Below are 6,219 nucleotides of genomic sequence, written 5' to 3'. Positions count from 1 at the left end.
CAACGGCGGCGGCATCTGACGACAGGCTGATGCTCGAAATCTTCGAACGGCTGGCCCTGGCGGCCGGGCGCGAGGTGATGCGTGTTTTCCACGCCGGCTGCGCGGTCGACCGGAAATCAGATTCCTCGCCGGTGACCGAGGCGGACCGCGAGAGCGAGAAGATCATTCTCGCCGGACTGCGTGCCGCATTTCCCGACATTCCCTGCGTGGCCGAGGAGGAGGCATCCGCCGGCATCGTGCCGCCCGACCTGGACGGGGCTTTCTTTCTGATAGATCCGCTCGACGGCACCAAGGAATTCGTCAACCGCCGCACCGACTTCACCGTCAACATAGCGCTTGTCCGTCACGGCGTGCCGGAAGTCGGCGTCGTCTTTGCGCCCTGCACGGGCCGCTTCTTTTCCGGCCTGCCGGGCAGGGCGGAATCTCTTGAAATCAATGGCGACTACCAGATCGTCGGCCGCCGGCCGATTGCGGTGAGAACGGCCGTGGCGCCGCTGGCCGTCGTCGCCAGCCGTTCCCACAACACGCCGGAAACCGAGGCCTATATTCGCGACCTCGGTGCCGCCGAAATCGTCTCGGTAGGCTCGTCCTTGAAATTCTGCCTTGTCGCCAGCGCCGAGGCGGATGTCTATCCGCGCTTCGGCCGCACCATGGAATGGGACACGGCGGCGGGCGATGCCGTGCTGCGCGCGGCCGGCGGCATGACGCGCACGCTGGACGGCCAGCCTTTGGTCTATGGCAAGCGCGGGCAAAGCGACGACGAGGATTTTGCCAATCCGCATTTTATCGCCAGCGGGGCAGGGGCCAATCCCGTCTGAGACCGGTCGACAGATTACTCGGCTGCGGCCTGCGCTGAATTCGAACCGACATAGTTGCGGATCGTTTCGATGATGCGGTCCTGGTCGGCTTCGCTGAGATAAGGGTGCATCGGCAGACAGAGGATCCGCTTCGGCAGTTCTTCCGACACGGCAAGGCCGGTCGGTGTGCGTGGGTAGTCGCGATAAGCAACCTGGTCATGCAGCGGCTTCACATAATAGATGACCGACGGGATACCCTTTTCACCGAGATGCGCCTTCAGCCCGTCGCGCTTCGGAGTCTCTATCGCGTACTGCGCCCAGGCCGAACGGCCGCCGTCCAGATTGAGGGCGGCGGTAACGACGTCGCCGAGCCCATCGGCATAGCGCTTTGCCACCACCTGGCGGGCAACCATCTCGTCTTCGAGAATGGCCAGCTTCTCGATCAGGATCGCCGCCTGCAGCGTGTCGAGCCGCGAATTGATGCCAACGCGGACATTGTCGTATTGTGTTTCGCCCTTGCCGTGGAAGGCGAAAGACCTGAGCTGCTCGGCCAGCGCATCGTCATTGGTAAACATCGCGCCGCCGTCGCCGTAGCAGCCAAGCGGCTTTGCCGGATAGAAGCTGGTCGAGCCGACGGCGCCGAAGGAACCGCACATCTTGCCGTCGAGCGAACCGCCCATCGACTGGGCGGCATCCTCGATCACCATCAGCCCTTCGCGGTTGGCGATCGCCATGATCGCCTCGTAGTCGGCGGCAAGGCCGAACAGGTCGACGGGGATGATTGCTTTCGGCTTCAGCCGGCCTTCCTTCTTGATCATGGCGATGGCGGCTTCGAGGCTGGCAATGTCAATGTTGTAGCTATGCGGGTCGACATCGACGAAAACCGGCTCGGCTTTGGCCAGTGCCACCACTTCGGCGGTGGCGGCGAAAGTGAAGCTCGGCACGAACACCGCGTCGCCAGGGCCAACGCCTGCCGCGAACAGCGGCAACAGCAGTGCATCGGTGCCGTTGGCGCAGGCCACGACATGCTTGGTGCCGATATAGGCGGCCAGCTTGTTCTCGAACTCGGTGACTTGCGGGCCGAGGATATAGCGGCCCTCGTCGACGACACGGTCGATCGCGGCCTTCAGCCGGTCGCGGATTCGTTCGCGCTGCGCGCCAAGATCGATGAACTGCATGTCGGCCTCAAAACGGGTTAGCCAGATAACCGGCCGCTGGTACCAGAGTTGCGCCCGCCGAGAAAGCCGAACAGGCAGAACCGCGAATTGCCTAGGTGTCGCAGCCCGTTACCTGTATCCCCCGGCGGACCATCGCGAGATGCCGGAAATCCGGGCTTAGTCGGGCGCGATCCGACATTCATACCTCCGGGATCGACCCTTGCGAAACATAAAGTGATCGACTGGCTCAATCTATGTTGAGCGTTACTCAGACGATCTCATGCCGCCACGGCGGATTGGCGCCGGCCCGTGACACCGTGACCGCCGCCGCCTTGGCGCCGAGCGCCAACGCCTTGTGGATGGCATCTTTCGACAGGTCGGAAATAGCCGCCTTCGTCAGCAGGCCCTGCTCATGCAAGGAGGCGAGGATGCCGGCGTTGAACGTGTCGCCGGCTCCGACCGTGTCGACCACCTCGACCTTTTCCGGCATGACCGTGACAGCGTGTTCCCTGGTATAGCCGGCTGCGCCTTCGCTGCCATGCGTGACGACGATCAGCTTGGGGCCGCGATCGAGCCAGTTGCGGATGACATCCTCGTGCGAGCCGGCTTCGCCGAACCAGTTCAAATCTTCGTCCGACAGTTTCACGATGTCGGCCATCGCCATCATGGCGCGGATGCGCCTGAGGTGCTTGGCCTTATCCGGGATGAAGTTCGGGCGGATGTTGGGATCGAGCATCATGACGCGGCTTGCATGCTCGCGCTTCATGAACTCCTCATAGGCACTGCCGGCGGGCTCCGAGATCAGGCTGATGGCGCCGAACAGCATGGCTTCGATCTCGTTGCCGAGCTGCGGCAAGTCGTCGATGGTCAGCATGCGGCCAGCGGTGTTCTCGTCATAGAATGTGTAGGTCGCCTGGCCGTTGGTGAGCTTGACGAAGGCCAGCGTCGTTGGCCGAGGCGAGGTGTGCGCATAGGTGGAGCTGACCTTGCTCGCCCCCAGCGCATCCCTGAACTGTCCGCCGAACAGGTCCGACGACAGTCCGGAAAAAAAGCCGGCCGGCGCGCCGAGCCGGCCAAGTGCGATCGCCGTGTTGAACACTGCACCGCCGACGTAAGGCGCGAAAGCCGGCTCGCCCGCTGTCGTCGTACGCGGCAGCATGTCGATCAGGGCTTCGCCGCAGCAGAGGATCATGGCTTCCTGGTCTCCGGCGGATAGATCACGCCCTTGCGGATGATGATGTTGGCGTAGAGCCGCGGCTCGCTTGTCGCGACGATGGCATGCGCCGATCTGACCCGTGCATAGAAGTCGGCGCCGGCCAGTGCAACCACCTTGCGGCCCGGCGCGCGTTTGGCGCAGGTAGCCTCGATCTCATGATGGACGGGATCGGCAAGCGATGGATCGCCTTTGACAGAGGCACGAAACAGAGCCTCCGGCACAACGTCATCGACAGGCAGGACGCTCAATATCGCGTCGAGCACCGGGATGAGGTGGTGACCATCGGCCCGCACCAGCCGGGTCGCCTGTTGTTCGGCCGGATAATTTCCGTCGACGAGGGCGATTTCGTCGCCATGGCCCATGCCGCGCAAGATCGCCAGAAGCTCCGGACCGAGCAGCGCCGGGATTCCGATCAGCATCAGGCGCTCCTGGAAATCGTCGTCGAGCTGATCAGGAAGCGTTCGGAAAGTGGCAGGCTGGCGCCGCCGAGCGCCCTGGCATGAATGCCGACGGTTCCCTCGCGTACGGCGGGCAACTTCAAACCTTCACCGTCGATCGTGGCGATGGCCGCGATGATGGCGTCGACCAGCCGGCGGCGCACCGCCTTCGGCATCCATCCGTCGATCACCGCCGCTTCGAAATCGATGACCGAGGATGCGGCGACGATGGCGTAGGCGAGCGCTCGCGAGGCGCTGGCGATCCAGTCGTCGAGCTCGGATCCGATCTCGCCCCAGTCTTCCGGCGATGTCCACAGATGCGAAGCCTCGACGCCGCGCGCATTGAGCGCCTTTTCGAGCATGGCGATGGACGCCACGTCGATCAATTGGGTCGGCTTGCCGTCCGGCCCTGGCACGGGCATGGAGCCGAGTGCTCCGGCATTGCCGGTGGGACCGCCAAAAAGCCGGCCATTCAGCACGATGCCACCGCCGGCAAAGGCGCCGATATAGAAATAGACGAAGTCACGCGCAGCACTCGTCTGGCCGAAGACGAGTTCGGCGCCGCAGGCTGAAGTGGCGTCGTTCTGCAGGTAGACCGGAAAATCGCATTGCGCCTGGATGTCGGCCCTGATGTCGCGGTGACGCCATTCGTCCATGACGTCGCGCGGGGCGCCGGCTGTATCGGCCCAGTTCCACAATTCGAACGGCATGGCGATGCCGAGCCCGGCGATGCGCTTGTCCTGTGCGGGCGTCAGTTCCCCGCGCATCTGCCGCATGCCGTTGCTGACGAAATCCACCGTCTCGCGTGGCGCCGGGTAACGATAGGAATGCTGCAGCATCGAGCGCACATTGCCGAGAAAGTCGATCAGCACGAGTTCGGCGCTGCGCCGGCCGATCTTCAGCCCAATGAAGAAAGCACCCTCGGGATTGAGCGCCATCGGGATGGAGGGCTGGCCGATCTTGCCGCGCAACGGCGCCTGGCGCAGCAGGAGACTTTCTTCCTCCAACTCGCGCATGATGACCGAAACCGTCTGCGCCGAAAGTCCGGTCATGCGGGCGATGTCGGATTTCGCCAGGCTGCCATGCTGGCGCACCAGCGAGAGCACCAACCGCTCGTTGTGGTCGCGCATGCCGCTCTGGTTGGTGCCGCGGTGAATGAGGCTGTCATTCGCCTCGGGCGAACCGTGCCTCGCTATGGCGGTTTCCACCCTGTTCCTCCCGTCGTTTCCCCGCAATGCTTTTGGGCCAGAATGGGTGAATGAAGCAAGGCTGTCAATAATAAATAAGAGTGATTTAATTATTGACAGGGGCTTCGGCCTGGTGTCTGTTGAGGCAGCGTCCACGCTGGGAGAATTTCGTTGGATGCGCTGCAGGTGCCGGTTGGCCGGCATCCGGAATGGTTCCACTGGGAGGAAAATCGTGACCAATACAAAACTGTTGAAATCGACCGTGTTTGCCGCCGCGGCTCTGGGCCTGATGGCGTTTGCGTCGTCCGCATCCGCGGCCGGTGTCGGTGCCTGCCTGATCACCAAGACCGACACCAACCCCTTCTTCGTCAAGATGAAGGAAGGCGCCACGGCGAAGGCCAAGGAACTCGGCGTCGATCTCAAGACCTACGCCGGCAAGATCGACGGCGACAGCGAGAGCCAGGTGGCGGCGATCGAAAGCTGCATCGCCGACGGCGCCAAGGGTATCCTGATCACCGCATCCGACACCAAGGGCATCGTGCCGACCGTGAAGAAGGCGCGTGATGCCGGCCTGCTGGTGATCGCGCTCGACACACCGCTCGATCCGATCGACGCCGCCGACGCGACCTTTGCGACGGACAATCTCGAAGCCGGCAAGCTGATCGGCGCCTGGGCCGCCGCCACGCTTGGCGACAAGGCCAAGGACGCCAAGATCGGCTTCCTCGACCTGACGCCTTCGCAGCCGACCGTGGACGTGCTGCGCGATCAAGGCTTCATGATGGGCTACGGCATCGACGTGAAGGACCCCAACAAGATCGGCGATGAGGACGATGCGCGCATCGTCGGCCACGACGTCACCAACGGCAACGAGGAGGGCGGCCGCAAGGCGATGGAAAACCTTCTGCAGAAGGACAACACCATCAACGTCATCCACACCATCAACGAGCCCGCAGCTGTCGGCGCCTATCAGGCGCTCAAGGCCGTCGGCCTCGAAAGCCAGGTGCTGATCGTTTCCGTCGATGGCGGCTGCCCCGGCGTGAAGTCGGTGGCCGAAGGTGTCATCGGCGCAACGTCGCAGCAATATCCGCTGCAGATGGCGGCGCTCGGCATCGAGGCGATCGCCGCTTTCGCCAAGGACGGAACCAAGCCGAAGCCGACCGAAGGCAAGAATTTCTTCGACACCGGCGTCAATCTGGTGACCGACAAGCCGGCCACCGGCGTGAAGTCCATCGACACCAAGGAAGGCCTCGCCAAGTGCTGGGGCTGATGCCGGTCTGAAAGGCATCTACGCAACCTGAGCGGTCGGGGCTTGATCCCCGACCGCTTCCGGTGGACGATGGTCGCGTGACCGCGAACAATCCCGGCAGCAGACCGGAAAAGCGTGGACGGGCGTCGGCGTTTGGCTGCAGTCCTACGGGGAGAAAA

At 63.4% G+C, this 6,219-nt stretch carries 6 protein-coding genes; 2 read left to right on the top strand and 4 right to left on the bottom strand.

All coding sequences use genetic code 11. The features are described from left to right. Positions 1 to 818, top strand: an 818-nt coding sequence (gene cysQ, locus NKH03_RS20690) for a 3'(2'),5'-bisphosphate nucleotidase CysQ (protein WP_352970177.1), incomplete at its 5' end; no start/stop codon positions are given. 14 nt (positions 819 to 832) lie between these two features. Here cysQ and NKH03_RS20685 read toward each other — a convergent pair. The 4 genes from NKH03_RS20685 to NKH03_RS20670 all read right to left on the bottom strand — a co-directional run bounded on the left by NKH03_RS20685 (position 833) and on the right by NKH03_RS20670 (position 4,815). After that, positions 833 to 1,975 carry a DegT/DnrJ/EryC1/StrS family aminotransferase gene (locus tag NKH03_RS20685; protein ID WP_352871100.1) on the bottom strand — a complete coding sequence of 381 codons (1,143 nt, stop codon included), beginning with the start codon at positions 1,973 to 1,975 and terminating at the stop codon, positions 833 to 835. Positions 1,976 to 2,222: 247 nt separating this feature from the next. Further along, positions 2,223 to 3,146 (bottom strand): carbohydrate kinase family protein, encoded by a 924-nt coding sequence (locus NKH03_RS20680; protein ID WP_352871098.1) that lies wholly within the window; start codon positions 3,144 to 3,146, stop codon positions 2,223 to 2,225. Continuing rightward, positions 3,143 to 3,589 (bottom strand): RbsD/FucU family protein, encoded by a 447-nt coding sequence (locus NKH03_RS20675; protein ID WP_352871096.1) that lies wholly within the window; start codon positions 3,587 to 3,589, stop codon positions 3,143 to 3,145. The genes NKH03_RS20680 and NKH03_RS20675 overlap by 4 nt, the downstream gene beginning before the upstream one ends. Next, entirely contained in the window at positions 3,589 to 4,815 is a 1,227-nt protein-coding gene (locus tag NKH03_RS20670; protein ID WP_352871094.1) for an ROK family transcriptional regulator, read from the bottom strand. Before NKH03_RS20670 ends, NKH03_RS20675 begins: the two co-directional genes overlap by 1 nt. 268 nt (positions 4,816 to 5,083) lie before the next feature. On the opposite strand from NKH03_RS20670, the gene NKH03_RS20665 reads away from it, so the two are divergent. Then, positions 5,084 to 6,061, top strand: coding sequence for a sugar ABC transporter substrate-binding protein (locus NKH03_RS20665; protein WP_502898064.1), 978 nt, complete (start codon positions 5,084 to 5,086; stop codon positions 6,059 to 6,061). The last annotated feature ends 158 nt before the right edge of the window (positions 6,062 to 6,219 follow it).

The sequence above is a fragment of the Mesorhizobium sp. M1406 genome (genome assembly GCF_040317555.1).
GTDB lineage: Bacteria > Pseudomonadota > Alphaproteobacteria > Rhizobiales > Rhizobiaceae > Mesorhizobium.
Note: the sequence above shows the minus strand (reverse complement) of the source record. Positions and strands in the feature narration are given on the sequence as shown.